This is a genomic window from Shewanella sp. SG44-6 (genome assembly GCF_014164185.1).
GTDB classification, from domain to species: domain Bacteria; phylum Pseudomonadota; class Gammaproteobacteria; order Enterobacterales; family Shewanellaceae; genus Shewanella; species Shewanella vesiculosa.
This window is the reverse complement of sequence record NZ_JACJER010000099.1, coordinates 1-16,924: the sequence shown is the minus strand read 5'-3', so window position 1 is coordinate 16,924 and position 16,924 is coordinate 1. Positions and strand designations below refer to the sequence as shown.

The following is a 16,924-nucleotide window of genomic DNA, read 5'->3' as shown; positions in this document are numbered from 1 at the left end:
GCCTAAGTGACCAATTATCCACACAGGTGAGTACGACACGTAACATAATATCGATGCCATCGCGATCATGCAGCAACTGGCATAAAACATAAAATGTGGGTCACCAATAACCGGCTTATAACGACGATAATTTTAGTTTTGAGTATCCATAAAAACGAAACTGCCAATTACAGATTATGTAACCATAAAGAGGTAGTTGAGGGTGAGTAAAATACAAATCAAGATAAGAGGATAAATAAAAAACCGTAACACATTGAATTTACGCGTTAATATATAAAAAAAGATCCAGATCACACGTTAATCATGCTGGATCTTATTTCATAAAATGATAAATACTTATATCAACAATGACTTAGTGATATCAATTATCATTTGCTTGGTCTCTAACGAGTAACGACGATAATGCTCTGCACGCTCAATTAAACAATAACTTGGCATCGCCATAACGCTGTTAAGCTTATTAAATTCACTGTCGGGTAGTTTCTCTACTCGCAGTTGTGGAATTTGCTGTGCAAACGAACCTTCATTGCAAATCGTTATCGCCAAACTGTCCATGGTGAGCATGTGCCAATACCAATCCTCAAGCTTAGCAACGCACTCTATATCTTCGATGAACAACCCGTTGGTTTGACAATAAAGCTCTAAAGGATCAATACGGCAGTTAAAACCTTTGCAACTTAAATACACAATTGAATGTTGAATGATATTTTCTAATTTAATCTCGTCAACACTAGTCCAAAATTCATGGTTAACGTTACCCACTACACAAAAAGACTTCACATTGGCAATTGGGGAAGCCTCTAGACCATGAGCATTCTGAGTATCAAAGCCAATGCCAAAATCGAGCTCACCATTATAAATCAACTCTTCGGTGTCAACTTGCCAGCTATGAAGGCTCACCTTACCGATAACATTACGAGGCAATTTACTGAGTGCAATGGCGATGCTGGTAATAATACTGGGCGAGACAGCGATATGTAGAATAGGCATTTGATGGTGATTTTGGCTTTCGTCTGCCACACGCTCAATTTTACTTACCATGTCACACAATTGACATACTGGCTGATACAAGCGCTCAGCTAATGGAGTTGGTTTTAATCCCTGTTGGCGACGAAAAAACAACTCATCATTAAAAATCACTCTTAACGATGTTAAACATCGACTAATTTTAGGTGCAGATACCGCAAGCTCTTTGGCGGCAAAGTTAGCAAAGCCTGTCTCGTAAATAAGCTTAAACACCAACAAACTAAATACGTCTAATTCGCTGACTTTTTTTAATGCTTGAATATCCACATATCACCTAATCTGCTGTAATGAGGCGATTAAATTAACATGTATTCAAATAATAAAAATTGATCTAGTGCTGAAAAACGCTATCAACTTCAGCTTTTGTTAATGCACGAAACTCGCCAGCTAACAAAGTGTGATCCAGCACGATATCGCCAACAGATTCGCGATGTAGCGCAACTACCGGATTACGAAAACGACCAAACATACGCTTAATTTGATGGTACTTACCTTCACGCAACACTACCCGAGCTTGATGACGAGATAAAAGCATCAATTGTGCCGGTAACGTAGTGATATTTTCATACTCAAAATACATCCCATTCGCAAAGGCCTCAACATATGCTTGATCCAGCGGATTGGCTAAAGTGACTAAGTACTTTTTGTCGACTTTATGATCTGGAGCCATCAAAGCCTCCGACCATTTAGCGTCATTGGTGAGCAATAATAACCCAGTAGAATGTAAATCTAATCGCCCAGCTATATGCAGCATCTCAGTATTAATGCCCGTCATTAGCCCCAATGCCGTCGGATGCTTATCGTCAATAGTGGCACTGACCACTCCGTCAGGCTTATTAAGCATATAGTAGCGTTTTTGATAATGACGTAGCACCACACCATTACACTCAATATGAGTAAACTCATCAATTTGTAAATCTAGTGACTTAGCAAATTGGCCATCAACACGCACTTTATTGTTGATTAATAGTTCGCGCACGGCTTTTTTAGGGATCTGTAACGTGCCAGCAATAAATTGATCGAGTCGACCTCGTTTAGACACCTTAAAACTTCACCAATATAGAATGATACCAATTTGTTTAAGAATACCTTATTCTGTTAAAAGGCAAAAACATTAAGGAGTAACATGCTTTCGCAACCTGCTAGTACAGTTTTGCGCTCAGATATGACTAGCGCCGAATTAAAACAGGCGATTAAGTCACTGGATCAACATTTACAAGATAACATTTTTCAGAGTGCCATTAACGACACCTTGAATAAGCGATCGCAGTTTTTCGATGCACTATTATGCCAACTCTGGCACCCCTTCGAATTAGACCCTGCGCGTATATCGCTTAATGCTGTTGGTGGTTATGGCCGCCAAACCTTACACCCTTTCTCCGATATCGATATTTGTGTTATCCATGATGGCCAATTAACACATAACGAAGCGGCCGCTATCAGCCAATTCCTTACCCAACTATGGGATGTAAACCTTGATTTAGGTCACGCAGTTCGCAGCTTAGACGACACATATCAAGCCTGTAAAGACGACGTAACCATTGCAACCAGTTTACTGGAAATCCGCCATTTATCCGGTAACCATCACCATCAGCAACAAGTTCTCAATGCCCTTTACGGCCAAGAGTTATGGCAAAGCCAAACGTTTTTCAATGCCAAACTCAGTGAACAGCAAGAGCGTCATGCCAAAGCACAAGGTACCTCATACAGCATTGAGCCCAATCTTAAAACCAGCCCTGGGGGAATGCGCGATATTCAAACCCTTACCTGGGTTGCTCGCAAGCATTTCGGCGTATCCAGCATGCAATCACTTCGACGCTTTGGTTTTTTAACCAATGATGAATATGCTGAATTAATGGAATGCCAACACTTTTTATTTAGGGTGCGCTTTGCCTTGCATCAATCAGCCCAGCGTGGTGAAAATCGTTTGTTGCTGCAATACCAAGCTGAAGTGGCAAAATTAATGGGGTTTGGTGATGGTATGCCCATCGGCGAAAGCGGCAATATTGCTATCGAAAAAATGATGCGCCAGCTGTTTCGCGCCATGAAGCGCATCGGCGAATTAAACAAAATTTTAATGGCCTATTTCCAGCGAGAAATTATTCCAGAGCTCAATCCACACATTATTGTGATTAACGAGAATTTTGAAATTGTCGATAAATACATTCATGTTCGTGATGAAACCGTGTTTATCGATCGCACCCAGATTATGGCGTTATTTGAATTTATCGCGATTCATCACGACAAAATTATCGGTATTACCGCAGAAACGCTACGTTCACTGCGCCAAGTGAGACGCCGCTTAATGGGCGACTTACAAGACTTTCAGCTGTGTCGTGAACAATTTAAAGCGATATTTGTTCACCCTCAAGGCATGGGACTGGCGATTACCTTAATGCATCAGCACGGTATTTTAGCGTCTTATTTGCCGCAATGGCGTGAAGTCGTTGGCCAGATGCAGTTTGATTTGTTCCATGCCTATACTGTTGATGAACACACCCACAAAGTGCTTAAAAATATTTACACTTACGGCCACGACATCAAAACCTTAGATAAAGATCTCACATTAGCTGCTGATATTTATCAAAAAATGTCCAATAAATCGACACTCTTGTTTGCCGCATTATTCCATGATTTAGCCAAAGGACGCGGCGGAGATCATAGTGAATTAGGCGCTGTCGATGCCAGTTTGTTCGCCAAGTTCCATGGTTTAAAAGCCTCACAAGAAAGACTCATTTGCTGGTTAGTAGAACATCATTTATTAATGTCTATTACCTCACAGCGCATGGACATCTATGATCCTGAAGTGGTCAACGCATTTGCCAAAAAAGTCGGTACATTAGCCCGTTTAGATGCTCTATATTGCCTTACCATTGCAGATATTCAGGCAACCAATGATGATCTGTGGAATGACTGGAAAGCATCACTGCTAAAAGACTTATATTTTGTCACTCGCAAAGCACTTCGAAGTGGTTTTGAAAATATTCTGCAACTGCGAACCTTAGTGCGAGAGCACAAACAAGAAGCGCTCAATTTATTGGTTGATGAAAACAACAGCGAAGAGATTAAAAAATTATGGCGTCGATTGCCTATCGCCTTTTTCAGTAATGCCGAAGCTGATGATATCGCCCGCTATACCCAAGCAATGATTAATCACGATCTTGCGCCAGCGACAGATAATCAATACAACACCCTTATTTTACTCGACGATGTGGTGGTAAAAGGCTGCAGTGATGTGTTTGTTTACACCAAAGACCGCCACGGCTTATTTGTAAAATTATTCAATACCTTAGCAACATTACGCATTTCGGTTAAACAAGCACAAATTGCCCGCACTAAAGATGGCTATGTGGTCGAGTCATTTAAGGTACTCGACTTCGATGAAAAACCCATCACCAGCGAGCAACGCCGCAAACAAGTTATTGATAAGTTACATCAAGTACTTGATCAGGGCATTACTTTATCGAAAAAGCGTCAGTCCAGACGGCATCAAAGTTTTGATAATCAACCTAACATCGAATTTTTGCATTCACGCAAATCGACTCGTAGTTTGGTTAATGTATCCGCACTAGACACTAGTGAATTTATGGAACAAATTGCCAGTGCGTTCAGGGAATTGGATTTAAATATTCATTCGGCCACCATCAGTACGGTCGGCGAACGTGCAGACAATGTGTTTTTATTATCCAATAAAGACGATCAACAATTAACCCCAGAACAACAGCAGCAATTGTCGGCAACATTAATGCAAGCAATTACCGCCAAACAATAGCAAGGCTTATAAACCAGTAAGTAGATAAGAATATGATTCAATAATGTTGATTTACTGGGTCATGAGCGTGTTAACCGCCATGGCCCGCCAATTTCACTCTTAAGCATACTTTGAGCAAACAGATGACTATGCGATAATCATGTCCATCAACTGCCGTTCATTAGGTCATCATGTCACAAGCCTTTCGTTATACTGCTGAATATGTACTCGATAAATCGTACTTTGAAGAATGCTATCAGCAATCAGTTAATCCCAATCCGTCACCAAAACGTTTTATTAAAACCGCTGTGTTTGCACTGATTGGTTTGGCTATTTTAATGCTCGACACTATCAGTTCTGCGGCCATGAGCACCAAAGAAACCTACTATTTAGGCTACTTTTTCATTGGTTTAGCGGTTGTTGAATTTTTAAGTATTCGCTTTAATAAAACCTGGTGGTTATGGCGTCAAATGATGAGTAAAGCGGCAGGTGAACATGTCAATCTGACCATCGATGATAAAGGCATCAACAGTCAGTCGCTGCATGTAAATCAACAGATTTTATGGACAGATATTTATCGGATTACTGAAACGGATAGCGGTTTATTAATAAAGCTCGAAAAAACCACTACTTATTTATCTAAGCGCTGTCTAGATAAAAGTGTCATTGATTTTATCATAGAGAAACAATAGCTTAGGCGCCACTCCAGCACTAAATAACTTGACTATTACGCTAGCGCAATCGCCACCCGTTGACGAATATCGCTCAGTAACTCAGCCTCAAACCATGGATTACGGCTCAGCCAAATATTATTACGCGGGCTAGGATGTGGAAGTGGAATGTAACATGGCCCAAAGGTGCGCCATTGCAGTACGGTTTCGGTTAAGGTTTTCGGTTTATCACTTAAGTAGTACTGCTGTGCATATTGGCCCACCAGCAAGATCAGCTTTACATTTACGAGTTGCGCTAACAACAGACTGTGCCATTTAGGCGCGCACTCAGGTCTTGGCGGTAAATCGCCAGACTGGCCCTTACCGCTATAGCTGCCAGGAAAGCAAAAGCCCATCGGCATGATAGCGATTTGCTTCGCATCGTAAAACACCTCTCGGGTGATGCCTAACCATTGGCGTAATCTGTCGCCACTGGCATCGTCAAATGGGATCCCCGACTGATGTACCTTGCGACCAGGGGCTTGACCAATGATCAATATTCTCGCTTGGGGATCGATTTGCACCACAGGACGCACACCATTAACTAAGCTAGAAGCACAAAGCTGACAATTTTTGATTTCAGTCAGTAACCCTGTCATATCAATCCCATACATTTTGCATATAAAATCATAAAAAGCCCTTAAATAACCCTATCCAAGGGAACTAAGCTACAGTAGTATTTGTCGAAATAATAAAGTTCTCCCAAGAAGGAACACCCATGCAAGCATCCCGTATTACCCTAACCACATTAGCTGCAATATTCATCAGCAGCATAGCAATCAGTTTTAGTGCAGCTGCCCTTCCTCAAGCACCAATAAAAGATGTGGTGTCTTTAAAAGATGCTTGTAAGCAAATTGCAGTTGAAGATCAACTACCTGAATCTGAGGTTGGATCGTTTTTATTAGACTGTGTGAACGACCAGTTAACTGAAATGGGCTATGAACGGGTTACTAGCCTAGATTAAACAATATTATCGCTAAATATTATCGCTATCGTGAAAGTATCAACTAACGCGATAAAAAAACGCCTTTATGGCGTTTTTTTATCGGTGATTCAAATTTAAAATGCTTGGCAAAATATGCCAATCGATGCACCAATCCCAACAAACCAAGTCAATGATCGCATGGTGCCATAATTCAATAAATACATCACATGGTAAACCAACCGCGCGACCACATGCACAATCGCTAATAACGCAACCATATCAGTCACATTATTAGTGATTAACGCCGTTAACACAGCAATACCAAAAATGATTAACGACTCAAACGCATTTTGATGCCCAGCAGCCGCTCGTGCACCGTATCCGGTTAACTGAGCTTGCTGCGACCGCGGGTGGTTATTGTCATATTTGCCCAATTTAGCCATTGCCATTGCTAACGGTACTTTTGCCACATAAGGCAATAACATCGCAATCAATAAACATATCAGTATCGTCTGCATAATCTGTCCTTTTTATTAGTTATTAGTATTATCAAGTCAATGCTATCGATAAAATAGTCAACTTACCTCGTCTTATTACGCCATCGTAAGTTAACACATCCACAAGATTTCAGTCACTTGTCTTGACGGTTACCTGAAACTGTTTTCCACTGAGATCGATTGTTAGGGGCAAACGTTAAGCTTAATGAATCAACGGCTGAGTCATTAGCGTGATGACATAAACATCCATCTGAACAGTAAGTCGCTAACGCCTATTAACTCTGTTGAGCAGGTAACCAGACTTTGACACTTAAGCCCCCTTCCGGGCGACTTTGCAGGCTAATTCGGCCACCGTGAGCTTCAATGATTTCCCGGCATAAGGGTAAACCAATGCCAGTACCAGACTGCTTGGTAGAATAAAAGGGCAACAGTGCCTGCGACAATACTTCGCTAGACATCCCCGAACCTTGATCATTCACTTTTATCAATAAACCAGCAACTGGATGGGTAATATCTTCAAAAATCAGCGCGACACTATCGGCATCCGCACCTGATTCATGGGCATTTTTAAGTAAGTTAATCAGTACTTGTTCAAGTTGAACCGCATCAAGCTTAATCGGCATTTGCGGCAGAGACGATAACACCTGAAACGGATATTGCTGCGCCAGCTGTTGGGTCATCTTAGACCAATCAATTAGCTGTTTTTGTGGTAAAGGTAACTTAGCAAACTGGGCGTAATGAGAAATAAACTGACTTAAATGACTGGTGCGATTTTCAATAGTATCAAAAATCAGTTGCAGCTTAGTATTGTCTAAATGTTGAGTTAAAAACCTACCTGAGTTAACCATAGAAGCGATAGGAGCCACTGAATTATTGAGCTCATGGCTGATAATGCGGATCACCTTTTTCCACACGGCGACTTCTTGGCGATTAAGCTCTTTAGTGAGTTGTTTAAGTAAAATTAAATGATGTTGCTGATTATTTTGGGTAAAGCGACCGCGGGAAATATGCCAGGTTTCAACATCATTTTCATCGATACTATCGCCTGAGCTGCTGCCCATCGAAAACAGCCCTTCTTGCTCACTATTTAATGCCGTTTTAAGTGCTTCTGGCAATATCGCAATCAGTTCAGGTAACAACATACCTTCAACTTTAACGCCATGATTGAACAAATGTCTTGCCGCGCCATTGGCATAAATAACTCGCTGAGAGTCATCAACTAATAACATCACATTTGGCGAATTTTGAATCACTTTATCGAGCATTAACTCGCGCTGATAAATAAATTGTCGTTCACTGCGCAGTTTTGCCGATGCTTGATTGTATAAACTCACCAAAGCATCAAGTTGCGGCTCACCATAAGGATGCAGCGACACACTAAAGTCGTTGTCTTTAAAGTTCAATAAGCCGATTTCTAACGCTTGCAGGCTGTCACTTAAGCGCTTGGTAAGCCACATACTGCAAAAGTAGCACACAGCCAACATTAGTAGCACAGCCAACCATAGCGAGTTATCACCTAATGTCAGCCACACTAAAGCCCCTGCCATTGCGGCCAAAAGGCAGCTTAACATGTTGCTTAACACGACTTTAGTGCGTAACGATAACATCATGGCTTAGTGACTCTAATCGCGTATTTTTCCATCCGCCGATACAGGGCTTGCCTGCTTAAGCCAAACGATTTAGCCACTCTGGCAATAACGCCATTATATTGGGTTAATGCAGCTTCTATCTGTTGTTTATCAGGCTCAAAAATAAGACCCGCACTGGCATCATCTGACTCATTCTGCTCAAGAGCATCATTAACAAAATATTGATTTTTAACAGCTTCACTTGAATGATGCAGTCTTGAAACCGCAGCCACTTGATTAGCCGTGTTCGGGTTCAAGCCAAAGTCGTGCAGAGTAAGCTGGGCAGATTTTGCCAGTAATACCGCTCGTTTACAGGCGTTTTCTAATTCGCGTACATTACCTGACCAACAATGATTAAGTAACGCCTGCTGGGTCGTTTTATCAAGACTAAAGTTAGTGCCAATAAAATGTTTCACTAAGGGTAAAATATCATCTTGGCGTTGATGTAATGGTGGTACGCTCAGTTCAATCACATTTAAACGGTAAAACAAATCTTCACGAAATCGCCCATTGAGAATGTCATCGGCTAAATCGGCGTTGGTGGCACTAATTACCCGTACATTGACTTTACGAGTTTGATGGCTACCTAAACGTTCAAACTCACCCGTTTGCAGCACTCGCAATAACTTCACTTGACCAGACAAAGGCAAATTGCCTATTTCATCTAAAAATAACGTGCCACCATCAGCCGCTTCAAAACGGCCCATACGAGTTTTATTGGCCCCCGTAAAGGCGCCGGCTTCTGCGCCAAATAGCTCAGCCTCTAATAAATCTAGCGGCAAAGCGCCAATGTTGACCTTAATAAAAGGTTTATCTTTTAGTGGCGAATTAGCCTGTAAAATATCGGCGATTTTATCTTTACCCGCGCCATTTGGGCCAGTGATCATCACCGACACATCAGAACGTGCCACTTGTAACGCCAAATCAACACAGCGCTGCATCGCGCCACTACCAAATACTAGCCCACATAAATCAGCACCATTAATGGCCGACATCCGCTCGCTGTGTATGCGACTTAATTGGCTATTTTGTTGTGATAATCGATAAATAGATAATAAGTTGCTAATGCTATTGAGCAGCTTGGCGTCATCCCAGGGTTTGCCCATGTAATCAGCCGCGCCCGCTTTAACCAGTTCAACAGCTGTTTCAAGTTGAGTCCAGGCGGTCATTAAAATAATCGGTAAATTAGGCTGTAATTTACGTAAACCATAAAACAACTGTTTGCCCTCTTCACCCGAAGTGGTATCACGGCTAAAGTTCATGTCTTGGATCACCAAGCAGATCTCTTTATGAGTGACAATCTCAACTGCAGCTTCTGGCGTGTGACAAAAAATAGCCTGATAGCCATGCAGTTCAATCATCAGCGCAAGGGCTTGGCAAATGGCATGGTTGTCGTCAACAATTAAAATATTATCCATTACTATAATGTAATTCTCATTGGTTAAACTCCAAAACGCGATGTCGATTGAGCACCTTTGCTAGCCTAGCACGCTAGCGCAAAGCTAACTAGATTGCGAATAAAATCAGCATGACTCTAGACACTGCGCGTCGCCATCGCCGGTGAAATATTGGCCGCTTTAGCCGCGGGAATAATAACCGCTAGCGTGGTAACTATCAGTAAGCCAACCACAGATGCTATCGGATAAACTACCGGCACCATTGGTAAGCTATACAGTTTCATTAATTGCTGTCCCAATACAAGTGATAACATGCCGCCAATAACACCACCGACAATACAAATCAGATAGTTTTCAACCATAAAATATTCAATGATGTCACGCTTACGAGCTCCTAATGCACGGCGAGTGCCGATTTGTTTGGTGCGACGTTGAATATTAAACATCACCATACCCGTTAATCCTAGCGCAGTAATGAGTAGCAATAACACCACCATAATACTTAATACGGTCGCCATTAAACGGTGGTTACTGTAAGTCAGGTTTCTGATTTCACTCAGAGTTTGAAAGTTATCAAAAACCCGATTGGGATTTTCAGCATGGAGGGCTTTTCGGATAGCGTTTTCTAACGCGGGGATGTGTTCAGGTAATGCCCGTACCATATAAGATTTATTACTGCTGTTGCCGCCAAAATCGATATTTTGGATCACGCTGTACTCAAAGTTCTTGTTATCAACCCAAGCCCCTTGCAGTTTATCAACCACGCCAATAATGGTAACACTTTGCTCTCCTTGATACATGGTTTTACCCAGCGGCGATTCATCTCCCCAAAAGGCTTTAGCTAAAGGTTGCGACACTAGCGCCAGCATGCCGCTATCACTCAAGCTGGTATTAATTTCATCTGCCGTAAAGTTGCGTCCGGCAATTAACTTAGCGCCCATCACATTGAGCAAATGCTCGTTACCCAAGTAAAATGCAAAACCTGGAGTGCTTTTGGCCGTATCTTCATTTGGGCTGTCAACATAGCGATCCATCCAGCCACTGTCACTTAAGGGCAACATATTGCTAGAACTGGCATCGATAACATTAGGAAGTGAACGTAAAATCTGTTGATCAACCTCATTTTGCTTAAGATTATCAACTGCTGGGTCGAAGTTATAAACACTGAATGTGAGTATTTGATCTTCTGCATAGCCAGACTCACGCTGCATTAACGACAAACGCTCGTTAATAATAAAACTAGCATTGGCGACAATCGCAACAGACAAAATGATCTGTAATAGCAATAAAACCGGCGCGCTTTTACTGCGCAGTAAACTGGATAAAATCGGTTTGATATGTAGCATGGTGATGTCCTTGTTTATAATCCGTTATTGGGCTTTTAAATACACGCTGGGTTTAGTGCGGCACACAACCCATGCAGGATAAACCCCTGCCAATATCGCCGTTGAAATAGCGATAATTGGGGTGATAAACCACATACTGAGATCAAGCCCAGTGACACTTTGGTCCACTGAAAAATAGCTGTGTAGCGCCGTTAACGAACCCCATGCCCATAACAACCCGACGACCCCACCAATAAAGCCAATCATGCCCACTTCGACCATATACTGGCTAAAAATCTGTCCACGGCTAGCGCCAATCGCACGACGGACCCCCACCTCAGGCGCACGCTTTAAAAATTTAGTCAGCAATAAACCGAGAATATTGACTAAGCAAACGCTTAAAAACAGTAAGCTTAAACCGACTAATATTTTGTTATCTTTGGGCACCACTTCATTATCTTCTAGCCATTTGCTGATATCGCTAATTTGCACTGATTCGCCAGCGGTTTTAGCCGTATCAGTAAAGCGGCCAATGGCTCTTTGTTGCTCGACATAACGGATTAACCACGCTAAATAACTTTGTTTTTGCTCATCAGTTTTGAGTTCGGTCCAAAATTGAATCCACACTTTTTCTGACGTTAATCGATCCTTGTAAGTGAGCATGGGTTCAAATCTCCAACCACTGGTATTGCCCCACACATCAAACTCTTCTTGTTCGGTTAACGAAAAAGGAATAAATATTTCTTCAGCATCATTAAATGCGCCATTAGTTGGATCGTAATATTTAGGCTGTGGATTCCAATCTTCAATCACCCCCACAATCTGATAAGGCTTACGATCTAAAAACACCGTTTTACCCACACTGTTTTTGCCTTCAAAAAAGCGTAAATTTAACTTTTGGCTAATGACAACTTGGTAAGCTGGGCGTAAATCAACGCTGGCATCCCAGTAACTGCCATATAAAAATGGTACCGAGAAAATCCTAAAAAAGTCTCTGTCGGTAACTCGCACACTTTGCAATACTGGTTCAATCTTTGGATTATCAGACTGCAAAGCTAACCCAGTACGATAACTGGCAGCTTTAAGGCTTAACTCATCGTTATTACGCAAATTCATCGCATCGATATAAGTAATATTGGCAATAAACTCATCCCACGTATCCAATCCTTGGCTCCACAACTGTACCGAGTTAATCACTTCACTGCGATCACCTGCCGGATTATAAGACATGGTTTTATAGACATTTAATGTGGTGATGGTAATTCCAATCCCAATCGAGATAGCTAACACCATTAACATCGATAACATCGGCGTTTTACGTATGCTTCGCCATGCTAAATCGCAATAGTAAAAAAACATAATATTCCCCTTATGCGATTATCGCGTGCCTGTAGCAGCTTGTTGATACATGGAAAAGTCACATACTTGGCCATCGACAATTTGAATATTGCGCTGCGCGCGACGTGCTAGTTCGGAGTCGTGAGTCACCATAATAATGGTGGTGCCTTGTTGATTAATATTCTCAAGCAGCTCCATCACCTGACGCGCCATTAAGCTGTCTAAATTACCGGTAGGTTCATCGGCTAATAAAAATCGAGGTTCGCCCGCTAATGCTCGCGCAATCGCTACGCGTTGCTGTTGTCCACCCGATAATTGTGTCGGTAAGTGCTTCATTCGCGCACCTAAACCCACTTGCTCTAATGCTGACTCAACTCGGCGCTTACGCTCACTGGCATTCATACCGCGATAGCGTAATGGTACTTCGACGTTTTCGGCTAAATTGAGATCAGGAATTAAATTAAACCCCTGAAATATAAAGCCAATTTTTTCATTGCGCACTTTGGCACTTTTGTTATCGCTTAAATTCGATACATTGACGCCATCAAGACTGTATTGCCCAGATGAAAACCCTTCAAGTAAACCGGCAATATTCAAAAAAGTGGTTTTACCTGAGCCCGATGGGCCCGTCACTGCCACAAACTCGCCTTCATTCACTTCCAGATTAAAGTCACGTAGCGCATGGGTTTCAACTAAATCGGTTTTGAATACTTTACTGATGTTTTTCATGGATAACATAATGGCTTCCTTGGTTAATTCGGTTGTCGCATCCCAGCGCTTATGGCTGATAATGTGAATCTTACTAATCTGAATACTGTTGTTTTAATGCTTTTTTTAATGCTATGAGTGTTGTTATTATCGGTTTAGGTGATATGTCGTGGTCGCTGATTTGATTAGTGCTGTCAGCGACAGTACCCGCTAGCCGTGGCTAAAACAGCAGCTTAATGTTGACCATGTCGCTAATATCAATATGCAAGCGAACGGCCGGATTGATCCCCGTTAGCCGAGTTGAAACCTGGCTGCTCATGTCAATTAACTGCAAACTCACCGATAACCAATCGGTATGATTATCAATGCGATAACTCACGGCTATTGCGAGAACAAATAAAGCAGCGAGTGCGATAAGCTGTCTACGTTGAATAAAAGTCATTGAATGTCCTTACTCAGTTGAGTGTTTCGTTATTTGCTTAAGTCATTAACTTAGTTGCAGACTTGCTTAGCGGATCTGAATATTAGGTTCATTTTTAAAGCTTTCGGTACCTGATATCACCCAAACATCCCCTTCGTCACCGCCTTCAATCACTTCAACTTGGCTCATACTGCGTGCCCCCAGTTTGACGGTTTTCTTATGAGCAACCGCATCATTCACTTGATAGGCTACTTCACCGCCAAGATTGAGAAAATCACCGCGTTTTACTATCAACACATTGGGTCTGTTTTCCAGTAATACTCGGGCAGATAAACGCTGATTTTGACGTAATGATAAGGTGTTGCTGTCTGCAAAACGCACTCGGGCAGTCACTTCGCGGTTACGCACCTCAGGTGAAATTGACGACAATTGGCCAACCACATTAACGCTACCAAAACTCAACTCAACATCCATTCCTAAGCCCAACTCATCGGCATAAGATTCTGGCACCGCAAGCTCTGCTTCAAAGGCGGTTAAGTCGACCACTGTTAGCATTGGCTGACTCGGACCGATACGGGCTTTTTGCTCTACCAACCAGTTACCGATAATGCCGCTAACCGGAGCGATAATATTCAAAGCATTGGCCTGACGAGTTAACTCTCTCACCACTAAATCTTGACGTTGCACTTCAAGAGTACGGTTTTTAATTTCAAAACTCAGGGTATCGCGCATTAACTCAACTTCTTGCTGGGCATGCTTATGCAGTAATTTAGCTTTGTGTAAATCATCTTTGCTTTTTTCAAAATCGATTTTGCTGATCAAACTCGACTCAATCAATTGATCGCCACGACGACTTTCACGATCCGCAGCTTCTAAATCCACTGTCGCCATGTCTAAAATCTGACTGACACGAAGTTGCTCGCGGCGGGCGTCTAACTTGGCACGCTCTAAACTGCCCTGCATCCCTTCAAGCATCGACTGCTGTTGTTGCAATTCACTTTGCAAACGTGGGCTCTCAATTTTAGCGACTACCTGTCCTTGCTCAACTTCATCACCTGGTTGGCTCAGTAAAGTCACCACACCTTCTTCGGTGCTATATAAAATCGGCGCATTAGCAGCCACTATTTTACCGGTAGTGGCTATATCACGAACTAAGGTTCCACGAGTGATCGTTGCTAAGCGTAATTCAGCGCCATCAACTGAACGCACCGAACTGTCATGGCCCAAACTCGCCCACACCAATGCACTCATCAATATTGCACCGCCACCTATAATTAAGGGTAAGCGCAACTTACGACCTAACTTAGGCGCAATAACAGTATCTTGGCTACTTGTGTCTTTAATCATCTCAGTTCCTTAGGTACGCACAAACCGCACCCACAACTTCACATTTATACCAAGATAAAGCACAAGCCATGCCAATAGTTATTTATTGTTATTTTTCATAATGATAAGGATTTAAAAAGATAACCGAACACTCTAAAAGTGTCCGCGGACAGATGTATAAACTGTCCGGTCATTGAGAAAGTGTCCGAGCGGACACTTTTTGTTTTATGTATAGCGGGGGATTATCTTATTAACAGTTTTCTCGTCGTCCCGGTAGTGCTTTTGAGCCGGGATCCAGGTGTTTGTTTTGCTTTGTACTTTTGTACTTATGTACTTTATGGCCTGCGGCCACTAACGTCGTGGCGCTTCGCCCACACCAGACCAAGAGGAAACCAACGGCTGTTCCCTCTTGGAACTCCCAGCCGCCCCGCAACATTTTCAAACAGCGAAAAGGTCGCCATGGGGTTAGCTTTAGCTTTGACCTGCATTTGTAGACCGCCTCGACCTTATTCGAAAATGCTAACGCTTCCGATGGGGCGTCCCTTCCCCTCGAAAGCTAGCTGGCCGTCCATGGCCAGCTCACGTCATTTTCTTCAGCGGCCTCAAGTTCTGAGTTGAATTTGCAGATTTTCAAGTAAGGCTAACTCGTTGTTGGACAAAACCTTGTTAGAATTTTTACTCTAATTGGTTGGTTTCGGGTTAATATTTGTAAGGCAATTATTGAACGTTATTAAAACCGGTGCACAAGCGGTCCTGCCTCCTTGAATGAATGTTCCTCAAAACTAATTTAGTCAAAGCTAGCAGCAGTCTGTGCAGTTCAAAGCTGTAAAAGTGATTAATAGCGCCAGAACCACCAGATAGTGACGCAGCACCAAATTGCGCATGCTGCTGTCAAAGACTGAACACTTCTACTGGTTACGAATGACCAGTTTTAGACAATAATAAGCCCCAAAGAAATGGGGCTAATCCGTACATTTTTTAGCTGCACCCTCTGCTGGCAACCACTCCCCCACTTCTACTGGTCACGACAAAGGGCGAAGTCCCCGTCATTTATCACCATTTATGAGATTTTGCTTGAATCAGGTATTCATCCAAGGTTTGTTGGTCAGCTGATTTAACCGTCATTCCTTTAGGACCGGCACCGATAACAGTAAATTGCTTAGCAGGCTCACCATGCTGTTTAAACTCAGTTAACTCAGCCGAATTCTCTTTAAACACCCATAGACGACCATCTTCTACTTCGGTGACAAAACCGGGCAAATCGAACTCGCTAGCGTGAGCAACACAAGCAAATAATCCTAAACCAAGCAGTGACATTAGTGCTGTTTTTTTCATATTTTGATATCCTCATTTGGAGACATAGGTGTCATTTAACTGTCTTTATGTAACACCGCTAGAATACATATGAAATATGACATATATGTTAATTCGCATATTATTTGTGACATTTTTTCGCGTTTAATGTCTTTATATCGCTCTATGTCTTGGAAGCTTAATTGAGATAAGCGCCGCTAACGCAATAAATGCCGCCGATATCCACAGACAAGCCGCCATGCCATACACTTGATACACCCAGCCAGACAACACAGTGCCGATCAAGCGTCCCATAGCATTAGCCATGTAGTAAAAACCCACATCTAACGATACGCCATCTTCATCCGCATAACTGACGATAAGATAGCTGTGTAATGAAGAGTTGATCGCGAATAAGGCGCCAAACAGCATCAATCCCCAAATCAGTATATTTGCGGCATGGAAGTCATAACTTATCGCCAGCGCAATGCCTGCCGGCACTATGCTCAATATCGCCGCCCAACCTAAGGCGCTACGTCCATCGGGAACCTTGTTTTGGCTCGCCGACTTTGTCCCCGT

The 16,924-nt window shown here is 42.5% G+C and carries 16 protein-coding genes and 1 pseudogene; 3 read left to right on the top strand and 14 right to left on the bottom strand.

Features of this window, described 5'->3' with window-relative positions; genetic code table 11:
- From H5185_RS23030 to H5185_RS16015, 3 genes and pseudogenes are all read right to left on the bottom strand, one after another.
- Positions 1-129 (bottom strand): annotated as a pseudogene (locus H5185_RS23030) (Bcr/CflA family drug resistance efflux transporter); the annotation flags it as partial.
- Between the two features lie 207 nt (positions 130-336).
- A complete protein-coding gene (locus H5185_RS16020; RefSeq protein WP_182742600.1) occupies positions 337-1,293 on the bottom strand; it encodes a LysR family transcriptional regulator in 957 nt (318 codons plus the stop codon).
- A 64-nt stretch (positions 1,294-1,357) separates the two neighbouring features.
- Positions 1,358-2,068, bottom strand: coding sequence for a 16S rRNA pseudouridine(516) synthase (locus H5185_RS16015; protein ID WP_182742599.1), 711 nt, complete (start codon positions 2,066-2,068; stop codon positions 1,358-1,360).
- Positions 2,069-2,152: 84 nt separating this feature from the next.
- On the opposite strand from H5185_RS16015, the gene glnD reads away from it, so the two are divergent.
- Both glnD and H5185_RS16005 read left to right on the top strand, forming a co-directional pair.
- On the top strand, positions 2,153-4,798 hold the full coding sequence (gene glnD / locus H5185_RS16010; RefSeq protein WP_182742598.1) for a [protein-PII] uridylyltransferase: 2,646 nt from the start codon (positions 2,153-2,155) through the stop codon (positions 4,796-4,798).
- 170 nt (positions 4,799-4,968) lie between these two features.
- Complete coding sequence (locus H5185_RS16005) at positions 4,969-5,469, top strand: YcxB family protein (RefSeq protein WP_182742597.1); 501 nt, start codon at positions 4,969-4,971, stop codon at positions 5,467-5,469.
- 35 nt (positions 5,470-5,504) lie between these two features.
- Here the strand turns inward: H5185_RS16005 and H5185_RS16000 are convergent, their stop codons facing one another.
- Positions 5,505-6,092: a uracil-DNA glycosylase family protein gene (locus H5185_RS16000; protein WP_404948338.1), complete on the bottom strand. Its 588-nt coding sequence runs from the start codon at positions 6,090-6,092 to the stop codon at positions 5,505-5,507.
- 113 nt (positions 6,093-6,205) lie between these two features.
- On the opposite strand from H5185_RS16000, the gene H5185_RS15995 reads away from it, so the two are divergent.
- A complete protein-coding gene (locus tag H5185_RS15995) occupies positions 6,206-6,451 on the top strand; it encodes a hypothetical protein (RefSeq protein WP_182697821.1) in 246 nt (81 codons plus the stop codon).
- A 95-nt stretch (positions 6,452-6,546) separates the two neighbouring features.
- Here the strand turns inward: H5185_RS15995 and H5185_RS15990 are convergent, their stop codons facing one another.
- The 10 genes from H5185_RS15990 to H5185_RS15945 form a co-directional block, all read right to left on the bottom strand.
- A complete protein-coding gene (locus H5185_RS15990) occupies positions 6,547-6,930 on the bottom strand; it encodes an MAPEG family protein (RefSeq protein ID WP_124015634.1) in 384 nt (127 codons plus the stop codon).
- Positions 6,931-7,184: 254 nt separating this feature from the next.
- Positions 7,185-8,516 (bottom strand): PAS domain-containing sensor histidine kinase, encoded by a 1,332-nt coding sequence (locus H5185_RS15985; protein WP_182742601.1) that lies wholly within the window; start codon positions 8,514-8,516, stop codon positions 7,185-7,187.
- On the bottom strand, positions 8,516-9,955 hold the full coding sequence (locus H5185_RS15980; protein WP_182722081.1) for a sigma-54 dependent transcriptional regulator: 1,440 nt from the start codon (positions 9,953-9,955) through the stop codon (positions 8,516-8,518). Before H5185_RS15980 ends, H5185_RS15985 begins: the two co-directional genes overlap by 1 nt.
- Before the next feature lie 116 nt (positions 9,956-10,071).
- A complete protein-coding gene (locus H5185_RS15975) occupies positions 10,072-11,280 on the bottom strand; it encodes an ABC transporter permease (RefSeq protein ID WP_124015632.1) in 1,209 nt (402 codons plus the stop codon).
- A gap of 24 nt (positions 11,281-11,304) precedes the next feature.
- The gene (locus H5185_RS15970) at positions 11,305-12,618 is read right to left on the bottom strand and encodes an ABC transporter permease (protein WP_124015631.1); all 1,314 of its coding nucleotides are present in this window, start codon (positions 12,616-12,618) and stop codon (positions 11,305-11,307) included.
- Between the two features lie 18 nt (positions 12,619-12,636).
- Positions 12,637-13,335, bottom strand: a complete 699-nt coding sequence (locus tag H5185_RS15965; RefSeq protein ID WP_124015630.1) for an ABC transporter ATP-binding protein — start codon at positions 13,333-13,335, stop codon at positions 12,637-12,639.
- A gap of 190 nt (positions 13,336-13,525) precedes the next feature.
- Positions 13,526-13,747, bottom strand: coding sequence for a hypothetical protein (locus tag H5185_RS15960; protein ID WP_182722083.1), 222 nt, complete (start codon positions 13,745-13,747; stop codon positions 13,526-13,528).
- A gap of 66 nt (positions 13,748-13,813) precedes the next feature.
- Entirely contained in the window at positions 13,814-15,073 is a 1,260-nt protein-coding gene (locus tag H5185_RS15955) for an efflux RND transporter periplasmic adaptor subunit (protein ID WP_124015628.1), read from the bottom strand.
- A 1,032-nt stretch (positions 15,074-16,105) separates the two neighbouring features.
- A complete protein-coding gene (locus H5185_RS15950; RefSeq protein ID WP_041420606.1) occupies positions 16,106-16,387 on the bottom strand; it encodes a hypothetical protein in 282 nt (93 codons plus the stop codon).
- 132 nt (positions 16,388-16,519) lie between these two features.
- A partial coding sequence (locus H5185_RS15945; RefSeq protein ID WP_404948463.1) for an MFS transporter occupies positions 16,520-16,924 on the bottom strand: 405 nt, incomplete at its 5' end.

Excerpts from the sequence above, each read along its gene's own strand:
- glnD (WP_182742598.1), top strand. The coding sequence starts at position 2,153 with ATGCTTTCGCAACCTGCTAGTACAGTTTTGCGCTCAGATATGACTAGC.
- H5185_RS16005 (WP_182742597.1), top strand. The coding sequence starts at position 4,969 with ATGTCACAAGCCTTTCGTTATACTGCTGAATATGTACTCGATAAATCG.
- H5185_RS15995 (WP_182697821.1), top strand. The coding sequence starts at position 6,206 with ATGCAAGCATCCCGTATTACCCTAACCACATTAGCTGCAATATTCATC.
- H5185_RS15990 (WP_124015634.1), bottom strand. The coding sequence starts at position 6,930 with ATGCAGACGATACTGATATGTTTATTGATTGCGATGTTATTGCCTTAT.
- H5185_RS15985 (WP_182742601.1), bottom strand. The coding sequence starts at position 8,516 with ATGTTATCGTTACGCACTAAAGTCGTGTTAAGCAACATGTTAAGCTGC.
- H5185_RS15980 (WP_182722081.1), bottom strand. The coding sequence starts at position 9,955 with ATGGATAATATTTTAATTGTTGACGACAACCATGCCATTTGCCAAGCC.
- H5185_RS15975 (WP_124015632.1), bottom strand. The coding sequence starts at position 11,280 with ATGCTACATATCAAACCGATTTTATCCAGTTTACTGCGCAGTAAAAGC.
- H5185_RS15970 (WP_124015631.1), bottom strand. The coding sequence starts at position 12,618 with ATGTTTTTTTACTATTGCGATTTAGCATGGCGAAGCATACGTAAAACG.
- H5185_RS15965 (WP_124015630.1), bottom strand. The coding sequence starts at position 13,335 with ATGTTATCCATGAAAAACATCAGTAAAGTATTCAAAACCGATTTAGTT.
- H5185_RS15960 (WP_182722083.1), bottom strand. The coding sequence starts at position 13,747 with ATGACTTTTATTCAACGTAGACAGCTTATCGCACTCGCTGCTTTATTT.
- H5185_RS15955 (WP_124015628.1), bottom strand. The coding sequence starts at position 15,073 with ATGATTAAAGACACAAGTAGCCAAGATACTGTTATTGCGCCTAAGTTA.
- H5185_RS15950 (WP_041420606.1), bottom strand. The coding sequence starts at position 16,387 with ATGAAAAAAACAGCACTAATGTCACTGCTTGGTTTAGGATTATTTGCT.